Source organism: Phenylobacterium sp. RIFCSPHIGHO2_01_FULL_69_31 (assembly GCF_001824475.1).
Classification (GTDB): domain Bacteria; phylum Pseudomonadota; class Alphaproteobacteria; order Caulobacterales; family Caulobacteraceae; genus Phenylobacterium.
Window position 1 is genome coordinate 18,458 of the sequence record NZ_MHXN01000046.1, and the last position, 26,479, is coordinate 44,936.

General features: G+C 70.4%; 20 protein-coding genes. 11 read left to right on the forward strand and 9 right to left on the reverse strand.

What is annotated here, in order from left to right; all coding sequences use genetic code 11:
• The first annotated feature begins 18 nt into the window (after window positions 1-18).
• Window positions 19-1,023 (forward strand): LacI family DNA-binding transcriptional regulator, encoded by a 1,005-nt coding sequence (locus A2790_RS23325; RefSeq protein ID WP_293397183.1) that lies wholly within the window; start codon window positions 19-21, stop codon window positions 1,021-1,023.
• Here A2790_RS23325 and hutC read toward each other — a convergent pair.
• Both hutC and A2790_RS23335 read right to left on the reverse strand, forming a co-directional pair.
• Window positions 1,020-1,739 carry a histidine utilization repressor gene (gene hutC, locus A2790_RS23330; protein ID WP_293397186.1) on the reverse strand — a complete coding sequence of 240 codons (720 nt, stop codon included), beginning with the start codon at window positions 1,737-1,739 and terminating at the stop codon, window positions 1,020-1,022. The two genes, A2790_RS23325 and hutC, sit on opposite strands and share 4 nt — an antisense overlap.
• The gene (locus tag A2790_RS23335) at window positions 1,736-3,094 is read right to left on the reverse strand and encodes a formimidoylglutamate deiminase (RefSeq protein WP_293397189.1); all 1,359 of its coding nucleotides are present in this window, start codon (window positions 3,092-3,094) and stop codon (window positions 1,736-1,738) included. The genes hutC and A2790_RS23335 overlap by 4 nt, the downstream gene beginning before the upstream one ends.
• A 104-nt stretch (window positions 3,095-3,198) precedes the next feature.
• Here A2790_RS23335 and hutI point away from each other — a divergent pair, with 104 nt between their 5' ends.
• From hutI to A2790_RS23360, 5 genes are read left to right on the forward strand one after another with little or no spacing between them, the layout of a single operon-like run.
• Window positions 3,199-4,404 carry an imidazolonepropionase gene (gene hutI, locus A2790_RS23340; protein ID WP_293397192.1) on the forward strand — a complete coding sequence of 402 codons (1,206 nt, stop codon included), beginning with the start codon at window positions 3,199-3,201 and terminating at the stop codon, window positions 4,402-4,404.
• The gene (gene hutH / locus A2790_RS23345) at window positions 4,389-5,930 is read left to right on the forward strand and encodes a histidine ammonia-lyase (RefSeq protein ID WP_293397845.1); all 1,542 of its coding nucleotides are present in this window, start codon (window positions 4,389-4,391) and stop codon (window positions 5,928-5,930) included. Before hutI ends, hutH begins: the two co-directional genes overlap by 16 nt.
• A complete protein-coding gene (gene hutG / locus A2790_RS23350) occupies window positions 5,927-6,739 on the forward strand; it encodes an N-formylglutamate deformylase (RefSeq protein WP_293397195.1) in 813 nt (270 codons plus the stop codon). Before hutH ends, hutG begins: the two co-directional genes overlap by 4 nt.
• Window positions 6,736-8,403 carry a urocanate hydratase gene (hutU, locus tag A2790_RS23355; protein ID WP_293397198.1) on the forward strand — a complete coding sequence of 556 codons (1,668 nt, stop codon included), beginning with the start codon at window positions 6,736-6,738 and terminating at the stop codon, window positions 8,401-8,403. Before hutG ends, hutU begins: the two co-directional genes overlap by 4 nt.
• Window positions 8,403-8,969: a HutD family protein gene (locus tag A2790_RS23360; protein ID WP_293397201.1), complete on the forward strand. Its 567-nt coding sequence runs from the start codon at window positions 8,403-8,405 to the stop codon at window positions 8,967-8,969. Before hutU ends, A2790_RS23360 begins: the two co-directional genes overlap by 1 nt.
• Here A2790_RS23360 and A2790_RS23365 read toward each other — a convergent pair.
• Entirely contained in the window at window positions 8,966-10,417 is a 1,452-nt protein-coding gene (locus tag A2790_RS23365; RefSeq protein WP_293397204.1) for a glutamate synthase subunit beta, read from the reverse strand. The genes A2790_RS23360 and A2790_RS23365 overlap by 4 nt on opposite strands.
• A gap of 22 nt (window positions 10,418-10,439) precedes the next feature.
• Entirely contained in the window at window positions 10,440-15,086 is a 4,647-nt protein-coding gene (gltB, locus tag A2790_RS23370; protein WP_293397207.1) for a glutamate synthase large subunit, read from the reverse strand.
• 273 nt (window positions 15,087-15,359) lie between these two features.
• Between gltB and A2790_RS23375 the strand changes: the two genes are divergently transcribed.
• Window positions 15,360-16,043: a TetR/AcrR family transcriptional regulator gene (locus A2790_RS23375; protein ID WP_293397210.1), complete on the forward strand. Its 684-nt coding sequence runs from the start codon at window positions 15,360-15,362 to the stop codon at window positions 16,041-16,043.
• Here the strand turns inward: A2790_RS23375 and A2790_RS23380 are convergent.
• The 3 genes from A2790_RS23380 to A2790_RS23390 are packed head-to-tail and all read right to left on the reverse strand — an operon-like array spanning window position 16,040 to window position 18,782.
• Window positions 16,040-17,191 carry an MFS transporter gene (locus tag A2790_RS23380; RefSeq protein WP_293397213.1) on the reverse strand — a complete coding sequence of 384 codons (1,152 nt, stop codon included), beginning with the start codon at window positions 17,189-17,191 and terminating at the stop codon, window positions 16,040-16,042. The two genes, A2790_RS23375 and A2790_RS23380, sit on opposite strands and share 4 nt — an antisense overlap.
• Window positions 17,188-17,838, reverse strand: a complete 651-nt coding sequence (locus A2790_RS23385) for a class II aldolase/adducin family protein (RefSeq protein ID WP_293397216.1) — start codon at window positions 17,836-17,838, stop codon at window positions 17,188-17,190. Before A2790_RS23385 ends, A2790_RS23380 begins: the two co-directional genes overlap by 4 nt.
• Window positions 17,838-18,782, reverse strand: a complete 945-nt coding sequence (locus A2790_RS23390; RefSeq protein WP_293397219.1) for a PfkB family carbohydrate kinase — start codon at window positions 18,780-18,782, stop codon at window positions 17,838-17,840. The genes A2790_RS23385 and A2790_RS23390 overlap by 1 nt, the downstream gene beginning before the upstream one ends.
• Before the next feature lie 77 nt (window positions 18,783-18,859).
• On the opposite strand from A2790_RS23390, the gene A2790_RS23395 reads away from it, so the two are divergent.
• A complete protein-coding gene (locus tag A2790_RS23395) occupies window positions 18,860-20,137 on the forward strand; it encodes an aminotransferase class III-fold pyridoxal phosphate-dependent enzyme (protein WP_293397222.1) in 1,278 nt (425 codons plus the stop codon).
• A gap of 16 nt (window positions 20,138-20,153) precedes the next feature.
• Here A2790_RS23395 and A2790_RS23400 read toward each other — a convergent pair whose 3' ends face one another.
• Window positions 20,154-21,704 (reverse strand): N,N-dimethylformamidase beta subunit family domain-containing protein, encoded by a 1,551-nt coding sequence (locus A2790_RS23400; protein WP_293397225.1) that lies wholly within the window; start codon window positions 21,702-21,704, stop codon window positions 20,154-20,156.
• 255 nt (window positions 21,705-21,959) lie between these two features.
• Between A2790_RS23400 and A2790_RS23405 the strand changes: the two genes are divergently transcribed.
• Window positions 21,960-24,173: a TonB-dependent receptor gene (locus A2790_RS23405; protein WP_293397228.1), complete on the forward strand. Its 2,214-nt coding sequence runs from the start codon at window positions 21,960-21,962 to the stop codon at window positions 24,171-24,173.
• A 46-nt stretch (window positions 24,174-24,219) separates the two neighbouring features.
• Here the strand turns inward: A2790_RS23405 and A2790_RS23410 are convergent, their stop codons facing one another.
• Window positions 24,220-25,107, reverse strand: a complete 888-nt coding sequence (locus tag A2790_RS23410) for a branched-chain amino acid aminotransferase (RefSeq protein ID WP_293397231.1) — start codon at window positions 25,105-25,107, stop codon at window positions 24,220-24,222.
• A gap of 92 nt (window positions 25,108-25,199) precedes the next feature.
• Here A2790_RS23410 and A2790_RS23415 point away from each other — a divergent pair, with 92 nt between their 5' ends.
• Both A2790_RS23415 and A2790_RS23420 read left to right on the forward strand, forming a co-directional pair.
• A complete protein-coding gene (locus A2790_RS23415) occupies window positions 25,200-25,691 on the forward strand; it encodes a MarR family transcriptional regulator (RefSeq protein ID WP_293397234.1) in 492 nt (163 codons plus the stop codon).
• On the forward strand, window positions 25,688-26,395 hold the full coding sequence (locus A2790_RS23420; protein WP_293397237.1) for a response regulator transcription factor: 708 nt from the start codon (window positions 25,688-25,690) through the stop codon (window positions 26,393-26,395). Before A2790_RS23415 ends, A2790_RS23420 begins: the two co-directional genes overlap by 4 nt.
• The last annotated feature ends 84 nt before the right edge of the window (window positions 26,396-26,479 follow it).

The window sequence follows — 26,479 nt, forward strand, 5'->3', positions numbered from 1 at the left end:
GGGTCGCCAGTGTCCGGCATGGCCACGATTCAGGACGTCGCCCGGAGCGCCGGGGTCTCCACCGCGACGGTCTCGCGGGTGCTGAGCACGCCCGAGCTGGTGGCCGAGCCCACGCGGCTGCGGGTCATGACCGCGGTCACCGCCCTGGGCTATGCGCCGAACATGGCCGCCAAGATGCTGCGGACGCTCCGGACCGAGAAGATCCTGGTGACGGTGCCCGACATCTCGAACCCCTTCTTCTCCCAGGTGATCCGGGGCGTGGAGCAGGCCGCCCAGGACGCCGGTTATTCGGTGCTGCTGGGCGACACTCGCCATGAGCCGGAACGCGAGGAACGCTACGGCGAGATGCTGCGGCGCAAGGAGGCGGACGGCCTGATCTTCCTCGGCCACCGCCTACCGGACTCGCTCACCGACATGATGCAGGCCCAGGGCCCGCGCGCCCCGATCGTCAACGGCTGCGAATTCAGCCCCGACCTCGCCGTCTCCAGCGCCCACATCGACAACGAGCGCGCCGCCGCCGAGGCCATGGAGCATCTCTATGGCCTCGGCCACAGCCGCATCGGCGTGATTACAGGCCCGCTGGCCAGCCCCATCAGCCGCGACCGCCTCGCCGGGGTGCACACCGCCGCCGGCGCGCGGGGCCAGGACGCAGGCTTGCGCATCGCCACCGGCGACTTCTCCATCGAGTCCGGCGTGCGCGAGACCCTGGCTCTGCTGGACGGGGACCCGTCGCTAACTGCCCTGTTCTGTTTCTCGGACGAGATGGCCATGGGCGCGCTGGACGCCCTGCGGCAGAAGGGGCTGCGGTGCCCGCAGGACGTCTCGCTGGTGGGTTTCGACGACATCCGCTTCGCCAAGCACCTGAACCCCGCGCTGACCACGGTCGCCCAGCCGATGGAACAGCTGGGCCAGGAGGCAGTGCGCCTGCTGCTGGACATCTTCGCGGGCCGCAGCCAGGACTTCCAGCAGGTCACTCTCCACCACCGCCTGGTGGTCCGCGACAGCACGGCGCGCGCGCCCTAGGCCGCCTCGCCCCGCGGGGCGAAGCGGGCGACGAGATCATAGGCCTCGCCCGGGAAGGTCAGCCGCACATGGGTGATGCGGTCGTCGCCGCGCCAGGTCCGGCGCTCCAGCACCAGGCAGGCTGCAGTGGGGGCGATGCCGAGGGTCGCGGCCACCGGCTTCTGGACGTTGGCGGCGCTGATCCGGTGCTCGGCCTCGGTCCAGGGAACGTGGCCCAGCAGCCAGCCGCCCGGCGGGGTCGCGGCGAAGTCTGCGTCGGCCGCCTCGGGCGCGGCGTCCAGGTTGATCAGGCGCTCCTCCAACGCGAAAGGCCGGCCGCTGGCCCGGTGCAGGCAGCGCAGCGCGAGCACCTGGGCTGGGCCGTCCAGGCCGAGCTCGGCCGCCTCCTGAGCGGTGGCGATCCGCACGGTCCGCGACAGCAGCTCATAGCCATAGGGCTCGCCCCGGGTGCTGACCTCGGCGGCGATATCGGGGATGTCGAGGACGACCGAATGGATCCGCGGCCGGGCGACGAACGAGCCGGCCTTGCGGCGGCGCACGATCAGCCCCTGTTCCGCCAGGGGCGCCAGGGCCTTGTTCACGGTCATCCGCGAGCAGCCGTATTCGGCCATCAGCTCATGCTCGGCCGGCACCCGGTGGCCCGGCGGCCAGGCGCCGGACAGGATGCGCTCGGAGATCTCGGCGCGGATGCGCCGGTGCAGGCTGGCCTCGCTCATCGGCCCAGCAGCCCGGCCAGCGCCGCCCGGTAGCGCGCGGCGACGGGTTCGCGGGCGACGTGGCGGCCATCCTCGACAACCCGCACGCCGCGCCGCCAGACGTGCTCGACGGGGCCGCCCGCGAAGATCCGGCTGTCGAGCCACGCATCGCCCGATCGCGCAGCGAAGGCTTCGTGGCCCGTCGGGAAGCTCACGATGTCGGAGGTGGCACCCACCGCCAGGCCCGGCGCCTGCGGAACCCCCACCGCCTGTCCGCCGCCGACGAGCGCGCCGCGGTAGAGCCGTCCGCCGGTGGACTCCCCCTCCCGGCCGGCCAGGACGTTACGCGCCCTCCGGGTCAGGCGCTGGCCGTATTCCAGGAGACGCAGTTCCTCGGCCGCGTCTATCCGGACGTTGGAATCGGAGCCGACGCCGAAGGCCCCGCCCTCCGCCAGGTAGCGGGCCGCCGGGAAGACGCCATCGCCCAGGTTGGCTTCGGTGATCGGGCACAGGCCGGCCACGGCGCCCCGGCTCGCCATCCTGCAGCGCTCTCCCTCGGTGACGTGGGTGGCATGGACCAGGCACCAGCGATCGTCGACCGCGAACCGGTCCTGCAGCCATTCCACCGGCCGCGCGCCGCTCCAGGCCCGGCAGTCGTCGACCTCCTTCACCTGTTCGGCGATGTGGATGTGGACGGGGCCGGCGATGGCGGCGACCGCGCGCAGCTCGTGCTCCGTGACCGCGCGCAGGCTGTGCGGCGCGACGCCGACCACCGCGTCCGGCAGCCCGGCGACCGCGGCTTGCGACGCCTCGTGCAGGCGCGCGTAGCCCTCCAAGCTGTTGACGAACCGCCTCTGCCCCGGCGCGGGCGGCGCGCCGCCGAACCCTGAGTGGGCGTAGAAGACCGGCAGCAGGGTCAGGCCGATACCGGTCGTTTCGGCGGCGGCGGCGATCCGGACGGCCATCTCGCCGATATCGGCATAGGGCCGCCCGTCGGGGCCGTGGTGCAGGTAGTGGAACTCGCCTACCCGTGTGAAGCCGCTCTCCAGCATCTCGACGAAGGCCTGGGCGGCGATGGCTTCCACGTCGTCCGGCGTGAGGTCGGCCACGAAGCGGTACATCAGCTCGCGCCAGGTCCAGAAGCTGTCGCCCTCCGGTCCCCGGAGCTCGGTCAGGCCGGCCATGGCGCGCTGGAATGCGTGGCTGTGCAGATTCGGAAGGCCGGGCGCAGCGATCCCGCCGCGCGCGTCGCCGGCCTGCGGGTCGGCCCCCGCAGCGATCGCCGAGATCGCGCCGCTGGCGGTCTCAATCCGCACGCGTTCGGCCCAGCCGTCGGGCAGGAGGGCGTGTTCGAACCAGAGCGCAGGGTCGGCCATGACGTTTCCTCAGCCGCGTCGCGGGCGCTCGCAAGCGCCAATTATGTCTATACAATAATGAGGCCTGAGGCTAGGTTGCCGCCCGGATCTGACGGGAGGCTTCGTTGCGCTGCGACCGGCTCTGGCGGAACGCCCGCCTCGCCACCCTCGCCCCGGCTATGCCGGGCCTGGGCGTCGTCGAGCGCGGGGCGGTGGCGAGCCTGGAGGGCCGCATCGCCTGGGTCGGGCCGGAGGCCGACGCGCCCGCGTTCGAGGCGCGCCAGACCCTCGACTGTGAAGGCCGCTGGATCACGCCTGGCCTGATCGATCCGCACACGCATCTGGTGTTCGGCGGCGACCGCGCCCACGAGTTCGAGCTGCGCCTGGCCGGCGCCTCCTACGAAGAGATCGCCCGCGCCGGTGGGGGCATCGTCTCGACCATGGCGGCTACCCGCGCCGCCACCGAAGACGAGCTCATCGCCCAGGCCCTGCCCCGCCTGGACGCCCTGCTCGCCGAGGGCGTCACGACCGTCGAGGTCAAGTCGGGCTATGGCCTGTCGCTGGCCGACGAGGGGAAGTCCCTGCGGGCCGCCCGGCGCCTGGGCGAGGTCCGGCCGGTCACGGTCACCGCCACGTTCCTGGGCGCCCACGCTCTGCCCCCTGAGTTCAAGGGCGATCCGGACGGCTACATCGACCTGGTCTGCCGGGAGATGATCCCCGCCGTCGCCGCGGAGGGCCTTGCGGACGCCATCGACGCCTTCTGCGAGGGGATCGGCTTCACGCCCGCCCAGACCCGCCGCGTCTTCGACGCCGCCACGGCGCACGGCCTGCCGGTGAAGCTCCACGCCGAACAGCTTTCGAACCTGCACGGTGCGGCCCTGGCGGCCGAGTTCGGCGCGCTGTCGGCCGACCATCTCGAACACCTGGACGAGGCCGGAATCGAGGCCATGGCCCGGGCCGGGACCGTGGCGACGCTGCTGCCCGGCGCCTACTACTTCGTCCGCGAGACCCGGCCGCCGCCCATCGCGTCCCTGCGCGCCGCCGGCGTGCCGTTGGCCCTGGCCACTGACTGCAACCCCGGCACCTCGCCGCTCACCTCGCTGCTGCTGACGATGAACATGGGCGCGACCCTGTTCCGGCTGACGGTGGACGAGTGCCTGGCCGGCGTCACCCGCGAGGCCGCCCGCGCCCTGGGCCGCCTGCGCGACACCGGCACGCTCGAGGCCGGCAAGGCCTGCGACCTCGCCATCTGGGACATCGAGCGCCCTGCCGAGCTCGTCTACCGGATGGGCTTCAACCCCCTGCATACTCGCGTCTGGAGAGGCCTTTGAACGACGTCCTGCTGGTTCCCGGCGACACCCCGCTCGCCGACTGGCGCGAGATCTATCGCGGCGCGTCCGTGCGCCTGCCCGCCTCCGCGGCAGGCCCGATCGCCGAGAGCTCGGCGGCGGTGCAGCGCATCCTGGCCAAGGGCGAACCGGTCTATGGGATCAACACCGGCTTCGGGAAGCTGGCCAGCGTGCGGATCGACGCGGCCGACCTCGCCACCCTCCAGCGCAACATCGTCCTCTCCCACGCCGCCGGCACGGGCGAGCCGTCGCCCACGGCCATCGTGCGGCTGATGATGGCGCTGAAGCTGGCCAGCCTGGCCCAGGGCGCCTCGGGCGTGCGGCCGGCCACCATCGCCCTCCTCGAAAAGATGATCGTCGCGGGCCTGACGCCGGTGGTCCCCGCGCAAGGATCGGTCGGCGCATCCGGCGACCTCGCGCCGCTGGCGCATATGGCGGCGGCCATGATCGGCGTGGGCGAGATCGAGGTGGGCGGCGCGCGCCAGCCGGCGGACATGGCCTTGCGCGCCTCGGGCCTCGCGCCACTGGCGCTCGGCCCCAAAGAGGGCCTGGCCCTGCTCAACGGCACCCAGTTCTCGACGGCCAACGCCCTGGCCGGCCTGTTCGAGGCCGAGCGCCTGCTGCAGACCGCGCTGGTGACCGGGGCGCTGTCGACCGAGGCGGCCAAGGGCTCGGACACGCCCTTCGACCACCGCATCCACGCCCTGCGCCGCCAGCCGGGGCAGATCGAGGCCGGGGACGCCTTGCGCGCGCTGATGTCCGGTTCGGCGATCCGCGCCTCGCACCTGAAGGACGACGAGCGGGTGCAGGACCCGTACTGCCTGCGCTGCCAGCCGCAGGTGATGGGCGCGGCGCTCGACGTCCTGCGCCAGGCGGCCACGACCCTCGGCTACGAAGCCAACGGCGTCTCGGACAACCCGCTGATCTTCGCCGACACCGACGAGGCGCTGTCGGGCGGCAACTTCCACGCCGAGCCGGTGGCCTTCGCCGCCGACATGATCGCCCTGGCCGTCTGCGAGATCGGCTCCCTGGCCGAGCGGCGGATCGCCATGCTGGTGGATCCCGCACTCAGCGGCTTGCCGGCGTTCCTCACACCCAGGCCCGGCCTGAACTCGGGCTTCATGATCCCGCAGGTGACCGCCGCGGCCCTGGTCTCGGAGAACAAGCAGCGCGCCTATCCCGCCAGCGTGGATTCCATTCCGACCTCGGCGAACCAGGAGGACCACGTTTCCATGGCTGCCCATGGCGCCGCACGGCTGCTGCCGATGACCAGCAACGCCACCGCCGTGGTGGGGATCGAGCTACTGGCGGCCGCCCAGGGCTGCGACTTCCATGCGCCGCTGGCCTCCAGCCCGGCGCTGGAAGCGGTCCGGGCCCTGCTGCGCGCGCAGGTGCCCCATCTTACGGACGACCGTCACTTCCACCCGGACATGGAAGCCGCCAACGCCCTGGTCCGCTCAGGCGCGGTGACGGCCGCCGCGGGGCTGGCCCTGCCGGAGGTGGCATGACCGACTGGCTGCAGATCCATCGCGGCGACGCGCCGCTGGTGATCAGCTTCCCGCATACCGGGACCGAGCTGCCGACCAACGTCGCGGCCCGCCTGATCTCGCCGTGGCTGGCCCGCAAGGACGCCGACTGGTGGATCGACCGGCTCTACGATTTCGCGCCCGGCATGGGCGCCACGACCATCCGCACAGCAATGAGCCGCACGGTCATCGACGTGAACCGCGACCCGTCCGGCGCCTCGCTGTACCCGGGCCAGGCCACGACCGGCCTCTGCCCCACCACGACCTTCGACGGAGAGCCGCTGTATAGGCGCGACGGTCCGGACGAGGCCGAGATCGAGCGGCGGAGGGCGGAGTACTTCGAACCCTACCACGCCGCCTTGCAGGCCGAGCTCGACCGGCTGCGTGGGATCCACGACAAGGTGGTGCTGTACGAGGCCCACTCGATACGCTCGGCCATCCCCAGGCTGTTCGACGGCCTCCTGCCCAACTTCAACATCGGCACGAACTCGGGCGCGAGCTGCGACGCCGCATTGGTGACGGCGGTCGAAGCCGCCTGCGACGCCAGCGAATTCAGCCGCGTCACGGACGGCCGGTTCAAGGGCGGGTGGACGACCCGCCACTACGGCCGGCCCGCCGAAGGCGTCCATGCGATCCAGATGGAGCTCGCCTGCCGCGGCTACATGGACGAGCCGCCCGGCCTCCTGACCTCGGCCATCTGGCCCACGCCATATGCTGCCGAGCGCGCAGCCCCGATGCGCGCCGCCCTCACCCGCGTCCTTCAAGCCTGCCTGGACTTCGCCAAAGCATGACCCGCCTCGACAAGACCCGCGTGATCCGCCCCGCCACCGGCCCGGAGCGCTCGTGCAAGAGCTGGCTCACCGAGGCGCCGCTGCGCATGCTGATGAACAACCTGCACCCCGACGTGGCCGAGCGGCCGGAGGAGCTGGTGGTCTATGGCGGCATCGGCCGGGCCGCGCGCGACTGGGAGAGCTTCGACGCCATCGTCGAGACCCTGCGCCGGCTGGAGGACGACGAGACCCTGCTGGTCCAGTCGGGCAAGCCGGTGGGCGTGTTCCGCACCCACCCCGATGCGCCGCGGGTTCTGATCGCCAATTCGAACCTGGTGCCCCGCTGGGCCACCTGGGACCACTTCAACGAGCTCGATCGCAAGGGCCTGGCCATGTACGGCCAGATGACCGCCGGCTCGTGGATCTACATCGGCGCCCAGGGCATCGTTCAGGGCACCTACGAGACCTTCGTGGAGATGGGCCGCCAGCACTACGGCGGCGATCTCTCGGGCCGCTGGCTGCTCACCGCGGGCCTCGGCGGCATGGGCGGCGCCCAGCCGCTGGCGGCGGTGATGGCCGGCGCCTCGTGCCTGGCCATCGAGTGCCAGCAGTCCAGCATCGATATGCGCCTGCGCACGGGCTACCTCGACCGCCAGGCCAAGGACGTCGACGAGGCCCTGGCGCTCATCGAGCGGTCCTGCCGCGACAAGGCACCGATCTCCGTCGGCCTGCTGGGCAACGCCGCCGAGCTGCTGCCCGAACTGTTCGCCCGGGGCGTCCGGCCCGACCTGCTCACCGACCAGACCAGCGCCCACGATCCCATCAATGGCTACCTGCCCAAGGGGTGGAGCCTGGAGCGCTGGGCGGCCATGCGCGCCCAGGACCCCAAGCAGGTCGAGGAGGCCGCCAAGGCCTCTATGGCCGAGCACGTCCAGGCCATGCTCGACTTTCAGGCGGCGGGCGTGCCCACCGTCGACTACGGCAACAACATTCGCCAGATGGCCAAGGAGGCGGGCGTCGCCAACGCCTTCGACTTCCCGGGCTTCGTGCCGGCCTACATCCGCCCCCTCTTCTGCCGCGGGATCGGACCGTTCCGCTGGGCGGCCCTGTCCGGCGATCCGGAGGACATCGCGAAGACCGACGCCAAGGTGAAGGAGCTGATCCCGGACAATCCCCACCTACACAACTGGCTGGACATGGCGGCCAAGAAGATCCGCTTCCAGGGCCTGCCGGCGCGGATCTGCTGGGTGGGCCTGGGCGACCGCGACCGGCTGGGCCTGGCCTTCAACGAGATGGTGGCGAAGGGCGAGCTGAAGGCGCCGGTGGTCATCGGCCGCGACCACCTGGACAGCGGTTCGGTCGCCTCGCCCAACCGCGAAACCGAGGCCATGCGCGACGGCACCGACGCGGTGTCGGACTGGCCGCTGCTGAACGCCTTGCTCAACACCGCCTCCGGCGCCACCTGGGTCTCGCTGCACCACGGCGGGGGCGTTGGGATGGGCTTTTCCCAGCACGCCGGCATGGTCATCGTCTGCGACGGCACCGAGGCGGCGGCCAGGCGGATCGCCCGGGTGCTGTGGAACGATCCGGCCACCGGCGTGATGCGCCACGCGGACGCCGGCTACGACATCGCCCTGAAGGTCGCCCGCGAGAAGCATCTCGACCTGCCCGGGATCCTGGGCTGATGCAGGTCCTGCGCGCCGCCCTCCGCGTCGCCGCGCCCTGGAAGAACGGCGGCGGGGTGACGCGCGAGATCGCCGCCTCGCCGCCCGGCGCCGGCTTCGACGACTTCCGCTGGCGGGTCAGCATGGCCGAGGTCCGCAGCGACGGGCCGTTCTCGCTGTTTCCCGAGGTTGACCGGATCCTCGCGGTGATCGAGGGGCGGCTGGCGCTCTCGGTCGCGGGCGGCGGCGCGTTCGACCTCTCGCCCGCCAGCCCGCCGGCCGCCTTTCCCGGCGATGCGGCGGCCACGGGGCGCCTCCTTGAGGGGCCGGTTCTGGATCTGAACGTGATGACGCGACGCGGCGATGTGACCGGCGCCCTCGAACGGCTGGAGATCCACCAACCGCTCGTGCTCCGCCCCTTCGCGGGGGAGCGGGTGGTGGTCGCCGCCAGCGGTCCCCTGCTGGCCGTGTCCGGCGGCCCGCCTATCAGCCTCGCGCGCTTCGACGCCCTCCTGCTGGAGCCAGGCGAGACGGCCACGCTGGAGGCGGCCCGCCCGGCGACCGCCTACCTGGCCGTCTTCCGCTAGCGCGGCAGCGCCGAGGCGCCCATCAGGTGCTGGTCCACCGCACGCGCGCACTGGCGGCCCTCGCGGATCGCCCAGACCACCAGGGACTGGCCGCGCCGGGCGTCGCCGCAGGCGAAGATGTTCGGCTGCGAGGTCCGGTAGTCGTTGGTGTCGGCCAGCACATTGCCGCGGGGATCCAGGTCGACGCCGCTCTGCTCCACGACGCCGGCCTGCGTCGGGCCGACGAAGCCCATGGCCAGAAACACCAGGTCCGCCTTCAACTGGAATTCCGAGCCGGCGACCTCGCGCATCTGCATCCGCCCGTCGGCGCCGGCGACCCACTCCAGCCGCACGCACTCGATGGCGGTGACCTGGCCGTCCTGGCCGATGAAGCGGCGCGTGGCCACGGCGAACTCGCGCTCGGCGCCTTCCTGGTGCGAGGACGAGGTCCGCAGCTTCAGCGGCCAATCCGGCCAGGTGAGCGTCTTGTTCTCGCGCTCCGGCGGCATCGGCATGATCTCGAGCTGGACCACCGAGGCGGCGCCCTGGCGGTTGGAGGTGCCGATGCAGTCCGAGCCGGTATCGCCGCCGCCGATCACGATCACGTGCTTGCCCCGGGCGTCGATCGTGCCGTCGGGCGCGGCGATGGACTCTGGATCGCCCGCGTTGCGCTTGTTCTGCTGGGCCAGGAACTCCATGGCGAAATGGACGCCCGCCAGATCGCGACCCGGCACGGGCAGGTCGCGCGGCGCCTCGGCGCCGCACGCCATCACCAGGACGTCGTAGTCGTCCAGCAGGCGCTGGACCGAGACCATGCCGCCCACGTCGAAGCTGGTGCGGAAGATGACCCCCTCGGCCTCCATCTGCCGGACGCGGCGGTCGATGAGGTGCTTCTCCATCTTGAAGTCGGGGATGCCGTAGCGCAGCAGGCCGCCCACCCGGTCCGACTTCTCGAACACCGTCGTGGCGTGGCCGGCGCGGGCCAACTGCTGGGCGCAGGCCAGGCCCGCGGGGCCGGAGCCCACGACGCCGACCCGCTTGCCCGTGCCGCGGGGCGAGGGTTCAGGCCGGATCCAGCCCTCCTCCCAGCCGCGGTCGATGATCTGGCACTCGATCGACTTGATCGTGACCGGGGTGTCCTGGATGTTCAGGGTGCAGGAGGCCTCGCAGGGAGCGGGGCAGATCCGGCCGGTGAACTCCGGGAAGTTGTTGGTGGACAAAAGGTTGTCCAGCGCCGCCCGCCACTGGTCGCGATAGACCAGCTCGTTGAAGTCGGGGATCTGGTTGTTCACCGGGCAGCCCTGGTGACAGAACGGAATCCCGCAGCTCATGCAGCGCGAGGCCTGCTGGCGCAGCTCGTCCTGCGGCAGGGGTTCCACGAACTCCTTCCAGTGCTTCAGGCGTTCGGCGACCGGCGCATAGCCGCGGTCGTGGCGGTCGATTTCCAGAAAGCCGGTCGGCTTGCCCATCTTCGTTCCCTAGCAGTCTGGATTATTCGGCGGCGACGGCGGCGGCCGCGTCGCGTTCCTTGGCCATGTCGGTGAGCGCCCGGCGGAAGTCCTTCGGCATCACCTTCACGAACGACGGCAGGGCCCGGTCCCAGTTCTCCAGGATCTCGGCCGCCCGCCGGCTGCCCGTGTGCAGGTGATGGCGCTCGATCAGGATGCGCAGGCGTTCGGCGTCGAAGCGCAGCAGGTCGCCCATGCCGGCGTTCTCCACCGACACCGCCCGCTGGCTCGGCCGCAGGACGTCGTCCCCCTCCACCCGGGCCAGCTCGACCGCGTCGAGGTCGACCATGGCCTTGTTGCAGAGCGGATCGAAGCGGCGGAGCGGGTCGTACACATAGGCCACGCCGCCACTCATCCCAGCGGCGAAGTTGCGGCCGGTGTCGCCCAGCACGACGACGACCCCGCCGGTCATGTATTCGCAGCCGTGGTCGCCCACGCCTTCGACCACCGCCACCGCGCCCGAGTTGCGCACGGCGAACCGCTCGCCGGCAACGCCCTCGAAATAGGCCTCACCGGCGATGGCGCCGTAGAGCACGGTATTGCCGACCACGATGTTGCGGGTGGGATCGCGGCGCGATTCCGCCGGCTGGCGCACCACCACCCGGCCGCCGGACAGGCCCTTGCCGACGTAGTCGTTGGCGTCGCCGATCAGGGTCAGGCTGACGCCGCGGGCCAGGAAGGCGCCGAAGCTCTGGCCGGCCGTCCCGCGCAGGGTCAGGGCGATGGTGTCTTCCGGCAGGCCCGCGTGTCCGTAGCGCTTGGCAACCTCGCCCGAAAGCATGGCGCCCACGGTGCGGTTCACATTGCGCACGGCGTACTCGCCGCGGACCGGCTCGCCCCGCTCCAGCGCCGCCTGGCTGTCGGCGATGAACCGGTGGTCCAGAGCCTTGTCCAGGCCGTGGTCCTGGCGCTCGGTGTTCCAGAGGCCCTTCGCGGCTTCGGCGGGCGCCGCGTACAGCAGACGCGAGAGGTCCACGCCCTGGGCCTTCCAGTTGTCGACGGCCGGACGCATGTCCAGGCGGTCCACCCGGCCGATCATCTCGTTGAGCGTCCGGAAGCCCATCTCGGCCATGATCTCCCGCAGCTCTTCGGCCACGAAGAAGAAGTAGTTGATCACATGCTCGGGCTGGCCGGTGAAGCGCGCGCGCAGCACCGGGTCCTGGGTCGCCACGCCCACCGGGCAGGTGTTCAGGTGGCACTTGCGCATCATGATGCAGCCGGCGGCGATCAGCGGCGCTGTGGCGAAGCCGAACTCGTCCGCCCCCAGGAGGGCGCCGATGGCCACGTCGCGCCCGGTCCGCAGGCCGCCGTCCACCTGCACCGCGATCCGGGTGCGCAGGCCGTTCAGCAGCAGGGTCTGCTGGGTCTCGGCCAGGCCGATCTCCCAGGGCGACCCGGCGTGGGTCAGCGAGGTCAGGGGGCTGGCGCCCGTGCCGCCCTCGAAGCCCGAGATGGTCACGTGGTCCGCGCGCGCCTTGGCCACGCCCGCTGCCACCGTGCCGACGCCCACTTCCGAGACCAGCTTCACCGAGAGGCGGGCCTTGGCGTTGACGTTCTTCAGGTCGTGGATGAGCTGGGCCAGGTCCTCGATCGAATAGATATCGTGGTGCGGCGGCGGGCTGATCAGGCCCACGCCGGGGGTCGAGTGCCGGACCCGGGCGATGTTGCGGTCCACCTTGTGGCCGGGCAGCTGGCCGCCCTCGCCGGGCTTGGCGCCCTGGGCCATCTTGATCTGGATGTCGTCGGCGTTGACCAGGTACTCGGTCGTCACGCCGAAGCGGCCCGAGGCCACCTGCTTGATGGCCGAGCGCATGGAATCGCCGTTGGGCAGGCGCACGAAGCGGTCCGGCTCCTCGCCGCCCTCGCCCGTGTTCGAGCGGCCACCGATGCGGTTCATGGCGATGGCCAGGGTCGTGTGCGCCTCGCGGCTGATCGAGCCGAAGCTCATGGCGCCGGTGGAGAAGCGCTTCACGATCTCGGCCGCCGGCTCCACGTCGTCCAGCGGGATCGCCGTCTCGGCCGGCTTGAACCGCATCAGGCCGCGGAGGGTCAGCAGACGCTCGCTCTGCTCGTTGATCGAGCGGGCGAAGGCCCGGTACTCGTCGGGCAGGTTGCCGCGCACGGCGTGCTGCAGCTTTGAGACCGACTCCGGGGTCCAGGCGTGCGCCTCGCCGCGCACGCGCCAAGCGTACTGACCGCCCACGTCGAGCATCGACTTGTAGATCGGGCTGTCGCCGAAGGCGTCGCGGTGGCGGCGGACCGTTTCTTCGGCCACCTCGGCCAGGCCCACGCCCTCGATGGTGGTGGCGGTGCCGGTAAAGTAGCGGTCGACCAGCGCCGACGACAGGCCCACGGCGTCGAAGATCTGGGCGCCGCAGTAGGACTGGTAGGTGGAGATGCCCATCTTGGACATCACCTTCATGATGCCCTTGCCCACCGCCTTGATGTAGTTCTTCCGCACGTCGTAGGCGGACAGCGACAGCTCGGAGCGGACGCGGATCTGTTCAAGGGTCTGGAACGCCAGGTAGGGGTTCACTGCCTCGGCGCCATAGCCCGCCAGCACGCAGAAATGGTGAACCTCGCGCGCTTCGCCGGTCTCGATGACGAGACCGGTCTGCATGCGCAGCCCCTGGCGGATCAGGTGGTGGTGCACCGCCGCGGTAGCCAGGGCCGCCGGGATCGGGATGCGGTCGGCCGACACTGCCCGATCGGACAGGATTAGGATGTTCATGTCGGCGAGCACGTTCTCGGTCGCCTCGCGGCAGACGCGGTCCAGCGCCGCCTCCAGCCCCGCCGCGCCTTCTTCGGCCGGCCAGGTGATGTCGATGGTCGCGGTGCGGAAGGCGCCGTCCAGCAGCTCGTTGACCGCGCGGATCTTGGCCAGGTCCTCGTCGGTGAGGATCGGCTGGGCGACCTCCAGGCGCTTGTGCGTGCCGGCCTGCCGGCCCAGCAGGTTTGGCCTGGGCCCGATCATCGAGACCAGGCTCATCACCAGCTCCTCGCGGATCGGGTCGATCGGCGGGTTGGTGACCTGGGCGAAGTTCTGCTTGAAGTACTCGTAGAGCAGCTTCGAGCGCGACGAGAGCACGGCGATGGGCGTGTCGTGGCCCATGGAGCCGATGGGATCGTCCCCGTCCCGGGCCATGGGCTCCAGGAAGAACTGCACGTCCTCCTGGGTGTAGCCAAAGGCCTGCTGGCGATCGAGCAGGGTCTCGGGATCGTTGGGCGCGGGCTCGGCGGCGACGGCGTCCAGCGACAGTTCTTCCAGCTTGAACTGGGTCTCGGCCAGCCAGGCCTGGTAGGGCGCGGCGGCGGCGAGCGTCTTCTTGATCTCCGCGTCCTCGATGATGCGCCCTTCTTCCATGTCGATGAGCAGCATCTTGCCAGGCTGGAGGCGCCATTTGCGGACGATCCGCTCCTCCGGCACGTCCAGGACACCGACCTCAGACGCCATGATCACATGGTCCTGGTCGGTGATGACGAAACGGGCGGGGCGCAGGCCGTTGCGGTCCAGAGTGGCGCCGATCTGGCGGCCGTCGGTGAAGGCCACCGCGGCCGGGCCGTCCCACGGCTCCATCAGCGCGGCGTGGTACTCGTAGAAGGCCTTCCGCTCGGCATCCATCAGCGGATTGCCGGCCCAGGCCTCCGGGATAAGCATCATCATGGCCTGGACCAGCGGGATGCCGCCGGCGACCAGCAACTCCAGGGCGTTGTCCAGGCAGGCCGTGTCCGACTGACCGTGCGGGATCAGCGGCCACATCTTGTTGAGGTCGGGCCCCAGCAGGTCGCTCTCCAGCGTGCGCCGGCGCGCGTTCATCCAGTTCACGTTGCCGCGGACGGTGTTGATCTCGCCGTTGTGGGCGATGAACCGATAGGGGTGCGCGAGCTTCCACGACGGGAAGGTGTTGGTCGAGAAGCGCTGGTGGACCATCGACAGCGCGGTTTCGCAGCGCTCGTCCTGCAGGTCCTTGTAGAAGCTGCCCACCTGGTGGGCCAGGAGCAGGCCCTTGTAGACCACCGTGCGCGTGGAAAACGACGGCAGATAAACCTGGGTCAGGGCCGGGATGCCGCGCTTGGCGGCCAGTTCGGCCAGCGGGTTCTGGAACTGCTTGCGGACCGCCAGCAGCTTCCGCTCGTGGCCGTCCTGGTCCTTCACGTTCGGCCCGCGTCCGACGAAGGCCTGGCGGATCATCGGCATGGAGGCCAGCACCGCCTCGCCCAGGCCCGCGGTGTCCACCGGCACGTCGCGCCAGCCCAAGAGGGGCTGCTTCTCGACTTTCAGGAAGTGCTCGAACTGCTCCATGGCCGCCGAGCGCGCCAGGGCGTCCTGGGGCAGGAAGCACATGGCCACGGCGTATTCACCGGCCGGCGGCAGGTCGACGCCTGCGTCCTTGGCCCAGTCCCGGTAGAGACGGTCAGGAATCTGGATCAGGCAGCCCGCGCCGTCGCCCACCAGCGGATCGGCGCCCACGGCGCCGCGATGGTCGATGTTGACCAGGATCTGCAGCCCCGCCTGGACCACCTCGTGCGACTTGCGGCCCTTGATGTTGGCCACGAAGCCGACGCCGCAGGCGTCGTGCTCGTTGCGTGGGTCATACAGTCCTTGCCGCTCCGGCGGGCGCATCGTCATCGTCAGTATCCCAGGCACATGGCGACGCCCGCCCCGCCGACTGGCCGGGCGCGCGCCGCGTGGCTTTTAAGCGGCAAGAATAACCCTTGTCGATGGGCAGGCCTCGCTTGAAGGGGCAGAATTTTTCGTAGTGCTTTCAGTTCCCTCGGCTTGGCTTGCAGCAGACGCGCCGAAAGGCCGCACGGCGCAGGCTACGCGTCCCACATGGCCGCCGAACCACCCGCGTTCCTGTGCTAGCGTGTGCTTCAGCGAAATGGGGACGGTCCGGACGGCATGGGCAGGCAGGCGCGGAAAGACGACGACGGCCCGGCCGCCGTGCCCCTGGGCACGAAGCTGAAGCCGTCGCAGAGCCGGGCGCGGAACACCTTCGAGACGGTGCTGTCCACGGCGGGCGAGCTGCTGGCCGAAGTCGGGTTCGAGCGCCTGACGACGAACCTCGTCTGCGAGCGGGCCGGCCTGACGCCGCCGGCGCTTTATCGCTATTTCCCCAACAAGTACGCGATCCTCAGCGAGCTGGCCCGGCGGCTCATGGAGGCTCAGGACGAGGCGGTGCTGGCCTGGATGGAAGCCGGCGGCCTGGAGGCCGATTCCCTCGCCGAAGCGGTGGAGAAGAACCGCCGGATGCAGGAGCAGGTGAACGAGATCACCCGGCAGATGCCCGGCGGAATCTGGATCATGCGCGCACTGCGGGCGATTCCCCTGCTGCGCGACATCCGGATCGCCTCCCGGGACCGGGTGGCCCTGCAGATCAGCGAGAACCTCCGGCAGCGCTTTCCTACGGTCCCGCAGGATGAGCTGTTCCGGGCGGCGCGGCTCTCCACGGAACTGATGTACGCCGCCACCGAGATGGTGCTGGAGGAGCCGGAGCAGGACGAGGCCCGGGTCAACGAAGAGGTCTGCTGGATGGTGGCCCTCTACTACAACCGGCTGGCCGAGCGGCACGCCGCCGCGCGTTAGGCCGCCGGCAGCGCCTTGCCGATACGGCGAAGCCTGGCCGCGACGACCACGATCAGGCCCAGCGCCAGGACAAGACAAATGCCCGCCAGGCGCATGGCGCCGGCCACGTCGCTGTCGCCCACGAGCAGCGAGGCCGCCAGCGGGCCGGCGCTGCTGCCCAGGAGCTGCGCGGCGCCGAGCTGCATGGCCGCATGGCGCGTGGGATCGATCCGGATCAGCAGCGCGGTGTGGAACGGCAGGACGAACAGCCACAGGAAACCGAACGCAGCCACCAGTCCCATGAAGGCCGTGGCCGTCGGCGAGGCGGCCAGCCCCGCCAGCAGGCCGAGGTTGATCAGCCCAGCCCCGATCAGCACCGCAGGGGGCGACGGCCGTCCGCCCAGGAAGGTGGCGGCGGCCCCGCCCAGCACCTGCATCGCCAGGGCCGCCGCCACGGCGCCCTGCGCCTCAGCCGCGGTCAGCCCGACCCGCAGCGCCAGGGGCTCCAGATAGACCCAGATCGCCACGATGAAGGCCATGTAGAGGAAGACGGCCGCCAGGCCCGCCCAGGCCAGGGGCGTCAGCGAACCGGCGCCCGCGGTCTCGGCCTTCGGCAACGGCCTCAAGGCCGGCGGCGCCCAGACGGCCGCGACGGCCGCCGTCAGCGAGATGGCGGCCAGGCAGGCCAGCGCAGCGTTGACGCCGCCCTCGACCATCACCGTCCGCGGCAGGACCGCGGCCAGCAGGAGCTGGGCCAGCGTCTGCACGGTGACGAAGATGCCGGCCTGCCGCTCCGGGTGGGTGGAACGGGCGATCATCCCGATGGTGGCCCACAGCATGATCCCGGCGAAGACGCCCGTCAGGCTGCGCAGCGCGATCAGTTCGCCGCCCGAGACCCAGAGGCTGCCGAGGTTGCACAGGGCGTGCCCCACGCAGGCGGCGGCCAGCTTGATCCGCATCGCCGACGGCTTCAGGAGCGCCGCGGCGATCCCGCAGGCCAGGCCGAGCGCCAGCAGTTCCGCCGTCGCGGCCACCCCGATCTGCGGGACGGTGAGCCGCCCAGCTCCGGCCAGGCCGCCCAGGATCACCGGCTGCAATCCCGCGATCAGCAGAGCGACGACGCCGATGTACTGCAGCGCCACGCCGGCCCGCGTCGGCAGGGCGTTCACCGGGTCTGGCCGTAGGATTTGAAGCGGGTCAGGATCTCGTCCATCTGCCCGTCCGACAGCAGGTTGGGCCCGCCGATGGCCAGGCAGCCCCAATAGACCGCCGCCTGTTCCTCGATCTCCTCGGCGATCAGCAGCGCCGCGGTCAGGCTGGGCGCCACCGTGATCTGGCCGTGGTTGGCCATCAGCGCGGCGTAGCGGCCCTGCAGCGCGTCCACCACGGCGTCGGCCAGCTCGGCCGAACCGAAGGTGGCGTAGGGCGCCACCGGCACGGTGGCCCCGCCGCTGACCCCGACCATGTAGTGGACCGCCGGGATCTCCCGCCCCGCGCAGGCCAGGATGGTCGCATGGCGCGAGTGGCAGTGGACCACCCCGCCTACGTCCGGCCGCCGCCGCAGGATCTGCATGTGCATCCGCCACTCGCTGGAGGGCTTGAGCTGTCCCGGCGCCACGCTGTCGTCCGCACCGATAAAAACCATCGCGTCGGGCGTCAGCCGCTCGGGCGGCACACCGCTGGGGCTGACCAGCATTCCGTCGCCCAGTCGCGCGGACACGTTGCCGGAGGTGCCGCGGTTGAGGCCGCGCGCCTCCATCGCTCGCATCACCTCGACCATCCGGCCCCGCAGGCGGGTCTCGTCGTCGGCCGCCATCACGCGGGCTCCTTCAGCGTCATCTCGCCCATGGCCTTCAGCACGCCATCATAGCTTTCGAGTCGGCCCAGCGTGGCCAGCCCTTGCGCCACCAGCGCGGCGACCGCGGTGGCGAACCGGGCGGCCTCCAGCGGCGGCAGGCCCCGGCTGAGGCCCACGATGAAGCCCGCGCAGTACGAGTCGCCGCAGCTGGTGGTGTCCACGGGCGTGATGTCGTAGGCGCCCAGGCGCGTCCGCTCGGCCCCTAGCGCGACGTACGAGCCGTTCCCGCCGTTCTTCATCAGCACCGCCCCGGCGCCGCGGGCGAGGAAGAAGTCGGCCGCCGCGGCCATGTCCGTCGCCCCCGAGAGGGCAAAGGCTTCGGCCACGCTGGGCATGAAGTAGTCCACATTGGGCAGGAGGCGCTCCAGCTCCGCCAAGGCGGTCGGCTGGGGCGAGATCAGGTCGCAGGTCACCACCGCGCCCCCGGCCTTGGCGGCTTCGACCACCGCGGCGCCGGGCCCGCCGTCCAGCTTCGGCCCGCCGATCCCGCCGTAGTGCAGGAAGGCGGCGCTTGCCGCGGCCGCCCGAACCGCCTCGCCCGTCGGCGCGAACATCCCGGCGCCCAGAGCGTGGAAGTTTGGCCGCCGCCCCTTCGAATCCACCGCAAGCACGGTGGTGGAGGTCGGCATCCCGGGGATCGTCTCCAGCAGGTCCGTGCCGACGCCCTCTTCTTCCAGCGCCATGCGCACGAAGCGGCCCGTCAGGTCGCCGCCCACCGAACCCGCGAGCCGGGTCGGAAGGCCCAGGCGTGCGGCCACCATGGCGGCGCCGGCCGCGGTGCCGGCGGGCGCGATGCCGATCCCCTGGATCAGGGTCGTGCCCTCGCCCTGCGGCAGGGCGTCGATGGGCCTTGCGACGACGTCCAGGGTCGTCAGCCCGATGCAGACCAGTCCTGTGCCCATGGCGTCCTCCCGACTTGAGTTGATTATTAGCTGCGAGACGATAAGGTAGTCAAAACTATCTTTTTGGGGCCGCAAGCATGACCTGGTCGAACAGCCGGAATAAAGTCCTTTCCGAACGCGCCCAGGCCGTCATCCCGATGGGGATGTACGGCCACCAGTCGGTGATGCTGCTGCCCGACGATTATCCCCAGTTCTTCCAGCGCGCCGAGGGCGCCTACCTCTGGGACGTGGACGGCAACCGGTACGTGGACTTCATGTGCGGGTACGGTCCGAACCTGTTCGGCTACGGTAACGACGTCATCGACGCCGCCTACTCTGAGCGGATGCGCGCCGGCGACACCATGACCGGCCCCGGCGAGGCGATGGTCGAGCTGGCCGAGGCTATGGTCGCTCAGGTTAGCCACGCCGACTGGGCCATGTTCTGCAAGAACGGGACGGACGCCACGACCATGGCCATGATGGTGGCCCGCAACCACACGGGGCGGAAGACCATCGTCCTGGCGCGCGGCGCCTATCACGGCGCGGCGCCTTGGTGCACGCCGTTGAAGAAGGGCGTGACGCCCTCGGATCGCGCCAATCAGATCTTCTACGATTACAACGACGTCGAGAGCCTGGAGGCCGCCGTCCGCGAGGCCGGGGACGACCTGGCGGCGATCTTCGCCTCGCCGATCAAGCACGACACCTTCGTGGATCAGGAATCGCCGACCGTCGAATACGCCCGCCGGGCGCGCGAGCTCTGCGACGAGCGCGGCGCCCTGCTGATCGTCGACGACGTCCGGGCCGGCTTCCGCCTGGCTCGCGACTGCAGCTGGTCGCTGGTGGGGGTGAAGCCCGACCTGTCCAGCTGGGGCAAGGCGATCGCCAACGGCCATCCGATCTCGGCCCTCTTGGGCGCCGACGTCTGCCGCATGGCGGCAGGGACGATCTACGTCACCGGCTCGTACTGGTTCTCCACGGCGCCCATGGCCGCTTCGCTCGCGACGCTGAAGCTGATCCGCGAGACCGACTACCTGGAGCGCACCCAGGCGCTGGGCCAGCGCCTGCGTTGGGGCCTGGACGAGGTCGCCGGCCGCCACGGTTTCGCCCTGCGCCAGACCGGGCCGGCCGAGATGCCGCTGATCATGGTCGACGACGACCCGACCCTGGCGAAGGGCTATTTCTGGAACCAGGCGCTGATCAAGCGCGGCGTCTACTTCCACCCCTGGCACAACATGTTCATCTGCGCCGCCATGACCGAGGCCAACATCGACTTCAGCCTGGAGGCCGCCGACGACGCCTTCAAACTGCTGAAGGCCGCCGGCCCGCTGGAGGCGCCGACGAAGCTGGCCTTCATGCACCAGATGCTGGAGGCCTGAGCGCGGAGGCGCCCGCTCAGGCGGGCGCGCCCGGCCGGCTGACGCCGAAGCGGCGCATGACGTTGTGGGTGATCACCTGCACGAACGGGTCTCGCGCGGCCAGGCCATGCGCCCATTCGGTGGTGCCGGTGTTGAAGACCTCGCCCTCGCCGCGCTTGAAGCTGGCCAGGACCGCATGGCCCCGCAGCACCTTGGCTTGGGCCTCGGCGCTGCTCTCGCCGAAGATCACGTCGGCGATGACGTCCAGCTTCTCGGGCGGGATGATCGGGTTGTAGCCCCGGCCCGCCTCTTCCCCGAAGGCGCAGGGGGCGAAGCCGATGATCTCCAGGTTCTCCGGCACGCCCAGCATGGGCACGGCGCGGGGCAGGCCGCCGTCGTCGAAGGTGAAGCGGCAGCCGTCGCTCTCGTAGCCGATCAGCGGCAGGTCGCCCCCGATCACGTCGCCATAGAAGAGGTCCGAGCCCTCCAGGGCCCAGTGCCGGTCGTCATAGACCGTGAAGCCGCCCTGCCCCCGCGCCACGCACATGCCCAGCCGGTGATAGCCGGCGAAGACGAAGCTGAGGCCGGTCAGTTCGGCCTCGGGTCGCGCGAAGGCGCGGTGCGACCACAGGTGCGTCGCCTGCTCCGGGGGCACGTCCTCCGCCTCGAAGCCCTTCCACTTGTGGCAGACGTAGGTCTTGCCGTCGTTCTCCCAGCGGACCTTCCAGAAGCAGGTGTTGCCGGACAGGATGGCGATGCGGCCGCCCGCGTCGACGAACCGCTCCACCTGGTCGCGCTCGCCACCCGACCAGTACTCGCTGTGCCCGACGAAGAAGGCCGACTGGTAACCGGCCAGCAGGTCCGGCTCGACCTCCAGGTCGTAGTCGGTCGCGTAGTCCAGCGCGTAGCCCTCGGCCTCGGCCCAGGCGACGAACGCGTGCTCCCACTTGTGCAGGAAGCCGGCCGAGCCGTCGTACGGCGAGGCGCGGTGCTCGACCATCCAGGCGTGGTCGCTGGCCCAGGGCTTTTCCTCGAACCCGCGCTTGCGCATGTTCACGAGGCGAGGCGCGCCCTCCGGCGGGGCCACGATCAGGGGTGCGAAGGGCCGCTGGGTCGACAGCACCCCGATCGCCTCGTCCATCGCCTGGGCGAAGGGGACCGTGCCGCTCATCAAGCCGGTGACGTTCGAGTAGGCGTTCGCCCCGCCCCACCAGTTGTAGGAATGGTAGGTGTTGGTGGCCAGGACCAGCACTGCCGTGGAGCGGGCCTGTCCTGCCGGCGCCTTCACGCAGACGAAGTGATGCGCCTCGGCGCCGGATGCGTCGGTCAGGACGATGTCGTAGTAGCCGGATCTCCAGTCGGCGCCGACCTCCACCTCCAGGGTGGCGGGCCAGCCGCAGCCGTCCCGGTCCACGTGGGGCGGAACCGGCTGTTCCGCGATAGCCAGGCCATCCCGCGAGAACACCTCGCGCCGCTCGGCGCCCACCCGCGCGATCCGCAGCCGGCAGGGGCTGCTCGTGGCGCTGGCGTGCAACGCGAACCGCTCTCCGGGACGGACACTCAGGCGATCGGTGTAACAGGCCAGCATGGGACGTCCTCGCGGCGGATCTGGAAAGGTAGCTTTTATTATCGTCCCGGCCGGCGAAGGTCGAGCGCCGGGCGAGGTTATGGCGCGTGCGGCGTCCGGCGCCCCTCGTCCGCGCGACGCGCCGCGATTTTGGGCAAGTGAGGCGGGCAGGCCACAGCGCAGCCGCGCCATCTTGCGTTATATAGTTTTTACTACCGTATAAGAATGGTCGCGCGATCGACACGTGAGGGGATGAATATGAGATCGATTTTGTTTGTGAGCTGCGCTGCGTTCGCCCTCTCGGCCGGCGGCGCGATGGCGCAGGACTCCGGCGACGGCACGATCGAGGAAGTCGTCGTCACCGCCCAGAAGCGCTCGGAGAACCTGCAGGACGTTCCGGTCTCGGTGACCGCCCTGTCGGGGCAGGCGCTGCAGGAACGCGGCGTGACCAACGTCATCGGCCTGAACAACCTCGCGCCCGGCCTGCGCGTCAGCAGCGGAGACGCGGCCGCCAATCCGAAGATCTTCATCCGCGGCGTGGGGCTCAGCGACTTCAACCCCAACTCGTCCAGCGGCGTCGGCGTCTATGTGGACGGCGTCTATGTGGGTTCGCCCCTCGCCCAGATGGCCGGCTTCTACGACATCGGCCAGATCGAGGTGCTGCGCGGGCCGCAGGGGACCCTGTACGGCCGCAACACCAACGGCGGGGCGGTGAACATCACCACCAAGCGCCCGACGCAGTCGTTCGCCGCCGAAGCCTCGGCCGAATACGCGACCTACAACGCCATCAACCTGAACGGCGCCGTCGGCGGCCCGGTCATCGCCGAGAAGCTCGCGGTCCGCGCCGCAGCCCAGTACGTGAAGGACGACGGCTACACCTACAACCGCGTCACCGGCCACGACGTGAACGACACCGACTACTGGGCGGTGCGCCTGTCGGCCCTCTATACACCTACGTCCGACTTCGAGGCGCTGTTCCAGGTGAACCGCTTCGTGAACCGGGGCGATGCGACCCAGCCGCAGCACCGCGCCCTGTTCCCGGCGACGGCCGCGGCGGTCGGCCCGGGCGGCTTCTGCGCCCCCGCCTACTACGGCACGGCCCAGTGCGGCGACCTCTTCGGCTACGTCGATACCGATGGCGACAACCGCGCCCTCGACGCCAACCAGGAGGGCAAGGACAAGATCGACCTGTTCGGCGCCTCGGCCAACATGACCTGGAACCTGGGGTCGGTCTCGCTGGTCTCGGTGACCGCCTGGTCTTGGGCCCACCGCAACGCCTTCGAGAACACAGACTCCAGCCCCTTCCAGATGCTGGAGATCAACTACCTGGCCCGCCAGCGCCAGTTCACCCAGGAACTGCGGATCCAGTCGAACGATGCCGCCAACTCGCCGCTGAAGTGGGTGGTCGGCGCCTACTACTTGGATGAGACGGTCAAGGACGCCTCCACCCAGGACGTCCTCCGCGACCTGCGCCCGCTGTTCCCGGACGGCTTCAGCCTGGCCGACAGCGTCGCGGCGTTCAGCTATCCCTATACCCAGAAGACCAAGGGCTACGCCCTGTTCGGACAGGCCGACTACAGCTTCACCGACCGGCTCACCGCCACCGTCGGCCTGCGCTATTCCGCCGACGAGAAGAGCTTCGACTACCAGAGCCAGGCCGAGGGCGGCCTGATCGTGCTGCTGACCTCCAAACAGAAGAAGACCTTCTCCGCCTGGTCGGGTCGCCTGGGCCTGCGCTACGAGCTGAGCGAGGACGCCAGCGTGTATGCGACCTACAACCGCGGCTACAAGAGCGGCGGCTTCTTCGGGGGCCTGGCGACCACGCCGGAAGAGCTCGAGCCATACGACAACGAAAAGCTGGACTCTTTCGAGGTCGGCCTGAAGTCCGAGCTGCTGGATCGCCGGCTGCGCCTGAACATGTCGGCCTTCTACTACGACTACCAGGACCAGCAGGTCTTCGCCCAGGCGCTGCGCAACGGCCTGACCGTGCTGGTGCTCGATAACGCCGCGAGCTCGGAAGTATACGGCGCCGAGATCGAGGCCTCGGCCCGCGTCACCCAGAACTTCCGGATCGACGCCGGCCTGTCGCTGCTGAAGGCGACTTATGGCGAGTACAGCTCGGAAGGCCAGGACTTCACCGGCAATCGCCTGCCGCAGTCGCCGAAGGTCACGTTCAACGTGGCGGCCACCTACAGCCACCCCCTGCCCTCGGGCGCCCGCCTGAGCGGGACGGTGGATGCGGCCTACTCCTCGAAGATCTACTTCGACAATTCCAACGCCGAGCGCCTGTCGCAGGACGCGGTGTGGGTGGCCGGGGCGCAAGGCTCCTGGATCTCGCCCGACGGGACGATCGAGGCCGGGGTCTTCGCGCGCAACCTGTTCGACGAGACCTACAAGGTGTCGATCTCGAACATCGACAGCCTGGGCGTCGACCTGCTGACGTTGAACCGTCCGCGCAGCCTCGGCGTCTTCCTGCGCTACCGTTACTAAGCCGGCCCACCCGCCCCCGGCGCACCGGCGTCGGGGGCGGCGAGGGTTAGGCGGCGACCAGCTCGCGGCGGACCAGCTTGGCGTAGTCGTCCATCAGGCTCAGCGACAGGTTGCCGGGCGTGAAGCTGTACTCGCCGATCTGCGAGACCGGCGTCACTTCCGCGGCCGTGCCGACCACGAAGCACTCGGTAAAGCCCGACAGCTCCTCCGGCTTGATGTGGCGTTCGATGACCTCGAAGCCCTTCTCCCGGGCCAGCTTGATCACCGTCTGGCGGGTGATGCCGTTCAGGAAGCAGTCGGGCTTGGGCGTGTGAATCGCGCCGTCCTTGATGAAGAAGACATTCGAGCCCGTGCTCTCGGCCACATAGCCGCGATAGTCGAGCATCATGGCGTCGGTGAAGCCGTCCTTCTCCGCGGCGTGCTTGGAGATAGTGCAGATCATGTAGAGCCCGGTCGCCTTCGCATGGACCGGCTCGGTCTCCGGGCTCGGGCGCTTGTACTTGGCCCAGCACATGCGGATGCCCTTGGCCTTCTCCTCCGGCGAGAAGTAGCTGGGCCACTCCCAGACGGCGATGGCCACGTGGATCTTGGTGTTCTGGGCCGAGACGCCGATCATCTCGGAGCCGCGCCAGGCGATCGGCCGCACATAGGCGTCGGTCAGGCCGTTCTTGGCGCAGGTGTCCTTGCAGGCCTGGTCGATCTGGGCCACCGTGAACGGGATTTCGAAGTCCAGAATCCTCGCGGACTCGAACAGCCGCTCCGTATGCGCCGTCAGCTCGAAGATCTCGCCCCCGTACATCCGCTCACCCTCGAACACGGCCGATGCATAGTGCAGGCCGTGCGTCAGGACGTGCACCTTCGCGTCGCGCCACTGCACGAATTCGCCGTCCATCCAGATCCAGCCGTCGCGGTCGTCGAAGGGAACAAGAGCCATGGGGAAACATCGTCCTTTTCAGTGCGCCTCTTGAAACGCTCCGGCCGCCCCGCGTCAAACAAATTGGACCGCCTGTGCGCCGGGACGGCGGCATGAGCGCGCCGGCCGATCCGCGCCTGATCCTGCGGGAGGACGAGCTGGACGCCGGGCTCGAGCTGCTGCTGCTGGCCGAGGCCTCGCTCTGGGCCGCGGTTGACCAGGGGCTGGAGGCCGAGGCCCTGGGCCTGGGCCGGTCGCACTGGCGCGCCGCCTTCCTGCTGCGCCGCCGGCCGGGCGTCGGCGTGCAGGAACTGGCCCACCTCACCAGCCTGTCGAAACAGGCGGCCAGCCGCATCCTTGTCGATCTCGCCGCCAAGGGCCTGGTGGAGAAGCAGGCCGGCGACGTGGACGGCCGCCGCCGCTCCGCCGCCCTGACGCCCCGCGGGGAAGCCTTCGAGAGCGCCATCAGCGAACGCCTGCGCAGCCAGCTCACCCGCGCCTACCGCATCGGCGGGCTGGACGGCGTGGCCGGCGCGCGCGCCATACTCGCGGCCATGGCCGGCGGCAGGATGCGCAACCCCGGCGCCGGCGGAGGACGCCCATGAGCTTTTCGGACGCCCCGCCCCGCGCCCGGCACCTGCTGGTCGTCGACGACGACGACCGCATCCGCGACCTGCTGAAGGAATACCTGACCCGCGCCGGCTTCCGCGTGACCGCTGCCGCCGGCGGCGCGCCGGCCCGCCGGCTCCTGGCCACCCTCGACTTCGACCTGGCCGTGTTCGACGTGATGATGCCCGGCGAGGACGGCTTTTCCCTGACCCGCTGGCTGCGCGAGCAGCGGGGCACGCCGGGGCGCACGCCGGTGCTGATGCTGACCGCCAAGACCGAGTCGGGCGACCGGATCGAGGGCCTGAAGCTGGGCGCCGACGACTATCTGGGAAAACCGTTCGAACCCGAAGAGCTGTTGCTGCGGATCGAGGCCATCCTGCGCCGCGCCAACGACCGCCAGCCCGCGGGCGGCGCGCTGTCGCTGGGCCGCTGCCAGTTCGACGCCGATCGCGGCGAGCTCTCCTGCGCCGGCGAGCCCGTGCGCCTGACCGAGGCCGAGGTCTCCCTGCTGCGCCAGCTCGCCCGCACCCCGCATGAGCCGGTAGACCGGCTGGAGCTCGCACGCGGATCCGTGGATCCATCCGGGCGGGCTGTGGACGTGCAGGTCACCCGCCTGCGCCGCAAGATCGAGGACGACCCGAAGGCGCCCCGCTACCTCCAGACCGTCCGCGGCGTCGGCTATCGCCTGGCGCCCGACTGATGGGGAAGCTCGCGCCCGCATCTCCCGCTCCTCCCCCGTCCCGAAGAGGAGGGGGGAGGTGGCTCGTCGCACAGCGGCGAGACG

Excerpts from the sequence above, each read along its gene's own strand:
- A2790_RS23400 (WP_293397225.1), bottom strand. The coding sequence starts at position 21,704 with ATGCTGGCCTGTTACACCGATCGCCTGAGTGTCCGTCCCGGAGAGCGG.
- A2790_RS23325 (WP_293397183.1), top strand. The coding sequence starts at position 19 with ATGGCCACGATTCAGGACGTCGCCCGGAGCGCCGGGGTCTCCACCGCG.
- A2790_RS23385 (WP_293397216.1), bottom strand. The coding sequence starts at position 17,838 with ATGGCGGCCGACGACGAGACCCGCCTGCGGGGCCGGATGGTCGAGGTG.
- A2790_RS23365 (WP_293397204.1), bottom strand. The coding sequence starts at position 10,417 with ATGGGCAAGCCGACCGGCTTTCTGGAAATCGACCGCCACGACCGCGGC.
- A2790_RS23360 (WP_293397201.1), top strand. The coding sequence starts at position 8,403 with ATGCAGGTCCTGCGCGCCGCCCTCCGCGTCGCCGCGCCCTGGAAGAAC.
- gltB (WP_293397207.1), bottom strand. The coding sequence starts at position 15,086 with ATGACGATGCGCCCGCCGGAGCGGCAAGGACTGTATGACCCACGCAAC.
- hutC (WP_293397186.1), bottom strand. The coding sequence starts at position 1,739 with ATGAGCGAGGCCAGCCTGCACCGGCGCATCCGCGCCGAGATCTCCGAG.
- A2790_RS23390 (WP_293397219.1), bottom strand. The coding sequence starts at position 18,782 with ATGGGCACAGGACTGGTCTGCATCGGGCTGACGACCCTGGACGTCGTC.
- A2790_RS23410 (WP_293397231.1), bottom strand. The coding sequence starts at position 25,107 with ATGGCTCTTGTTCCCTTCGACGACCGCGACGGCTGGATCTGGATGGAC.
- hutU (WP_293397198.1), top strand. The coding sequence starts at position 6,736 with ATGACCCGCCTCGACAAGACCCGCGTGATCCGCCCCGCCACCGGCCCG.
- A2790_RS23420 (WP_293397237.1), top strand. The coding sequence starts at position 25,688 with ATGAGCTTTTCGGACGCCCCGCCCCGCGCCCGGCACCTGCTGGTCGTC.
- A2790_RS23335 (WP_293397189.1), bottom strand. The coding sequence starts at position 3,094 with ATGGCCGACCCTGCGCTCTGGTTCGAACACGCCCTCCTGCCCGACGGC.
- hutG (WP_293397195.1), top strand. The coding sequence starts at position 5,927 with ATGACCGACTGGCTGCAGATCCATCGCGGCGACGCGCCGCTGGTGATC.
- A2790_RS23375 (WP_293397210.1), top strand. The coding sequence starts at position 15,360 with ATGGGCAGGCAGGCGCGGAAAGACGACGACGGCCCGGCCGCCGTGCCC.
- A2790_RS23415 (WP_293397234.1), top strand. The coding sequence starts at position 25,200 with ATGAGCGCGCCGGCCGATCCGCGCCTGATCCTGCGGGAGGACGAGCTG.
- A2790_RS23395 (WP_293397222.1), top strand. The coding sequence starts at position 18,860 with ATGACCTGGTCGAACAGCCGGAATAAAGTCCTTTCCGAACGCGCCCAG.